This is a genomic window from Brachyspira catarrhinii (genome assembly GCF_005518285.1).
Classification (GTDB): domain Bacteria; phylum Spirochaetota; class Brachyspiria; order Brachyspirales; family Brachyspiraceae; genus Brachyspira; species Brachyspira catarrhinii.
Window position 1 is genome coordinate 1 of record NZ_SJDU01000226.1, and the last position, 3,912, is coordinate 3,912.

General features: G+C 28.4%; 7 protein-coding genes. All 7 read left to right on the forward strand.

The genetic code is table 11. The features are described from left to right. A partial coding sequence (locus tag EZH24_RS14105; RefSeq protein ID WP_161976123.1) for a hypothetical protein occupies window positions 1-182 on the forward strand: 182 nt, incomplete at its 5' end. Between the two features lie 25 nt (window positions 183-207). Continuing rightward, entirely contained in the window at window positions 208-1,611 is a 1,404-nt protein-coding gene (locus EZH24_RS08440; protein ID WP_137998722.1) for an ankyrin repeat domain-containing protein, read from the forward strand. A 32-nt stretch (window positions 1,612-1,643) separates the two neighbouring features. Beyond that, on the forward strand, window positions 1,644-2,423 hold the full coding sequence (locus EZH24_RS08445) for a zinc ribbon domain-containing protein (RefSeq protein WP_137998723.1): 780 nt from the start codon (window positions 1,644-1,646) through the stop codon (window positions 2,421-2,423). Window positions 2,424-2,451: 28 nt separating this feature from the next. Further along, complete coding sequence (locus EZH24_RS08450) at window positions 2,452-2,742, forward strand: zinc ribbon domain-containing protein (RefSeq protein ID WP_137998724.1); 291 nt, start codon at window positions 2,452-2,454, stop codon at window positions 2,740-2,742. Window positions 2,743-2,752: 10 nt separating this feature from the next. Further along, window positions 2,753-3,112 carry a DUF4234 domain-containing protein gene (locus tag EZH24_RS08455; protein ID WP_272897887.1) on the forward strand — a complete coding sequence of 120 codons (360 nt, stop codon included), beginning with the start codon at window positions 2,753-2,755 and terminating at the stop codon, window positions 3,110-3,112. Window positions 3,113-3,115: 3 nt separating this feature from the next. Then, a complete protein-coding gene (locus tag EZH24_RS08460) occupies window positions 3,116-3,664 on the forward strand; it encodes a hypothetical protein (protein WP_137998726.1) in 549 nt (182 codons plus the stop codon). Window positions 3,665-3,722: 58 nt separating this feature from the next. Then, the coding region (locus tag EZH24_RS08465) for a hypothetical protein (protein WP_161976124.1) at window positions 3,723-3,912 on the forward strand (190 nt) is incomplete at its 3' end.

Sequence of the window (3,912 nt, forward strand, 5' to 3'; positions counted from 1 at the left end):
TTAAAAAAACGGGAATATTTTTTATTAAAAATCTTTATTTAAGATTGGACGATGGCGAAAAAATAAAATTTAAAGTCAATTTTATTAAAATCATTGATAAAGATGGAAAAAGGATAAATTATGGTAAAAATATTTTATGGAGAAAAATGAAAGAATATATATTGGGCGGAATTGATTTATAAAAAATAAAATTAAGGAATTAATATTATGATAAAAAATATATTTATATTATTTATAGCGGTTTTTAATTTTCAGTTATTTTCGGCAGAGAAAATAACGGTTGCCGTTTTGCCATTTTCGAGCGCAAACGAAGAAGAAGGCGACACATTGGCGTCTATGTTTGCAAATGAACTTAGCAAAAGAAAGGTTTATAGAGTTCTTACTCGAAATAGTCAAATGGAAAAAGTAATGAAAGAATTAAACTTTCAGAGAAACGGTTTGACGGACGAAAACACAATAATACAAATAGGACGCGCTTTGAACGCTCAATATGTATTGGCGGGCAATATTAGTAAACTCGGTAGGAATAATGTTCTTATAGTAAGTATGATAAATGTTGAAACCTTTGAGAATATTACGGGCGATAGCAAATCATTTAGGAATATAGAGGATGTTATTCAATTTGTGCCTCAAATAGTAAATGAAATAACGGGGACGAGAGGAAGAACGGTAGTCGATATTGATATTTTTGGAGACGAAAATGAGAAAACGGTTGTTACTTCGGGAGATAGAGCCGCTTTAGAGAGAGTTATAAAAAAGAGAAACGGAGAAAAATATATTAAAGATATAGAAACGGCAGTTTTAGTCGATATAAATCGTTCTATAAGAATATACGGATATAACGGTTATTATACAAATTCCAGAGGACAACGAATGGTTTACACTATTATAAATGATGAGTATTTAACGCCATTAATGATAGCTTCGGCTTGTAAATATAACGATTTATTAAAAGCTTTAGTTAGCGCTGGAGCGGATTTAAATTTACAAGCCAAATCTTTTGTTAATGGAATGAATAATATAGCTACCGCTTTAACCTATTGCATATTATCTGGCAATGTAGAAGGCGCTTCTATACTTCTTAATGCTGGAGCGAGTATAGATAATAGAGAAGATTATTTGCATACGGCTATACGGGTAGGAAATGTGAATATAGCTAAACTTCTTATAAATAAAGGCGTAGATGTAAATCAATTACCTAAAGTAAATGTATATTATACTGATTATAAAGAAAAAAGCGCATTGTCTTATTCTATAACTAAAGGAAATGTAGATACAGTAAAATTACTTTTATTAAATGACGCCGATACAACTATAGATAAAACGCCTCTTTTGATAACAGCTTTATCAACTCAAAATTATAAATACCAAATTGTAAAGCTATTATTGGATGCTGGCGTAGATATAGATGTTAGGGACGGATGGGGTGATACGCCTTTAACTATAGCCTGTGAAAAAGGATATATTGACGCCGTAAAATTATTGATAGAATACGGAGCGGATGTTAATTACGCGGATAAAAAAGGAAAAAAGCCTTTATATTATGCTATAAATAGTTCAAAGAAAAATGAAATAATAAAACTTTTAGTAGACAAAGGAGCTACTGAATAATTTAAATATATTTTTTATAAAAGGAGAAAATTATGTTTTGTGCAAATTGCGGAAAAGAAATTAAAGAAGGAATGAATTTTTGTTCTTCCTGCGGAGGTAAAATCGAACCGACTAATAAAGTTGATAATATTAGCAGTTCGGAAAATAATACTAATTATATTGATATAAAAGATATTAAGAATGATAATAATTCTACATCCGATTTTTATATGAATATAAAAGGTATAAAATCGAGATTTGACCATGGATATAATACTATGCAAGGAGCTGTAGCTATTATATTCGTAGTTATTGGTTGTGCATTTTGGTATATAATTGATAGTAATACTCCCACAGTCATATTATTTTCTTTTTTGATTTGTGTAATTTTCACTATGATATTTCCTTTAGTTATGCTAATAATAGCCACTAAACTTAACCCTCGAGGAGTATTTATAGATATGCAAAATGGAGTTCTAATTAAAAATAAAAAAACGAAATTTAATTTTTTAAAGGACGAACTTCATTTAAAAGAAGTGTTTGCAATTCAAGTTAAAAGCTTTAAAATAGACGCTCTGCCATGTCCTAAAGGCACTTTCAAATATAATAAAAATATACTTCTTAACACCCTTTTAGCAAGCGGAGAGTTTTACAAATTTACATTTTTTGATAAAAACGGAAGCCCACTATTGAATATACATTTAACTAATAAAAACGATAGAGATAAACTTATTGAAGCGCTTAAAATGGCTTTCAATACATTAGGTAAATATGATGTTCAAATGGAAGTAAATAATTCCGTAAGTAGAGATTTTGACGAATTGGCTATGTGATTAAATAATGTATTTTAAGGAGTAAATTATGTTATGTCCAAAATGTGGAAATCAAATTAACGATAATGCAAAATTATGTGATGCATGCGGCTTTTCAATTAATAGTCTTTCGGTGAATAATAAGGGAGGACTTTTAAGTAGAAGAAAAAGAAAAAGTGAGGAATTAGATAATAACGATGGTAAAATATCAGAAAGTGGTAGCGATATTAACCAATCAAATAATATATCTAATAATGAAAGCAATATAAATATTGTAGAAGATGTTAAAATAGTTCAAAGTAATAAAACGGTAGATTTTTCAAAAATAAAGAAAAAATAGAAATTTCATTATATATTTAATATTAACTTTTTTAACGGGCGGATTATATATGATATACTTTTGGTGGGGTTTTATAAAAGATATGAACCTTATTTGTGGGGAAGAAGGAGAAAGTCCAAATTCTATTTTAGTATTAATATTTTCCGTTATAACTTGCGGTATTTATTATTTTTATTGGATGTATAAACATTCCGAAAGAATAAAAAATATAGCCTCTCGTTATAATGTAAGAATAAAACAGTCAAGCGAAAGTATTTTATTATGGGCTATAGTCGGAACAATATTCGCATTTGGATTTGGTATATTATTAGGACAATATTTTATGATAACTAATTTTAATAAATTAACAAACGCTATAAAAGGAGAGTAAATTATGGGATTATTTTCAGATTTTATAGAAGGTGCTATTAATTCGGCTATAAATTTTAACGATAAAGACCACTTTTTTAAAATTTTATGCCTCGTAATTTTTGCAGATAATAGTAATGCATCCGTATATGATATAAAAATGGCAACGCTTATGTATAATACTATGTTTCCTAACGAGAGCATGATTGAAGTTCAAATTCAGAAAAAATTAAAATCAGCATATCAAGATATATATAATTCTAATAAATCTCCCGAAGAGATTATTAAAGATATAGAAACGGGCAGAATAGATAGAAATAAACTTAAAATATTTTTTATATGTGCATGTTTTATGGCTTTTGCGGCAAGTATTGATGAAGAGCTAAACAAGAAAAAAATATACATGGTTTATTTAATTAAAGTCGGATTTAAATTAACGGACGATGAGGTTAATGACGCCTACTTATTTGCAAGAAATAATGGGTTAGATGATATTACTTATCAAAATATAGTAACTGCTCTTGAAGAAGCGTTTGAATATTTTGATAATAATGATTTTGACGAAGAAGATTAAAATTGATTAAAAAATATTTTATAGGGGCGGTTTGATAGCTGCCTCTTATTTTTACACAATGAAAAATATATTACAAATAACGATTATTTTATTTTTAATTCAATCCGCTTTAACAAGCACTAACTATAAAGACGAAATAAAAGATTTTACAATAGTCAAAGTTAGAGACGGGGCTAACAGCCCGCAGAAGCGAGATACTTTTGTAATCAATATAGAAAATGTTCCCGATGTATTTGGTAAAGAGATAG

Coding starts and splice junctions, on each gene's coding strand:
- EZH24_RS08440 (WP_137998722.1), top strand. CDS start 208: ATGATAAAAAATATATTTATATTATTTATAGCGGTTTTTAATTTTCAG.
- EZH24_RS08460 (WP_137998726.1), top strand. CDS start 3,116: ATGGGATTATTTTCAGATTTTATAGAAGGTGCTATTAATTCGGCTATA.
- EZH24_RS08450 (WP_137998724.1), top strand. CDS start 2,452: ATGTTATGTCCAAAATGTGGAAATCAAATTAACGATAATGCAAAATTA.
- EZH24_RS08445 (WP_137998723.1), top strand. CDS start 1,644: ATGTTTTGTGCAAATTGCGGAAAAGAAATTAAAGAAGGAATGAATTTT.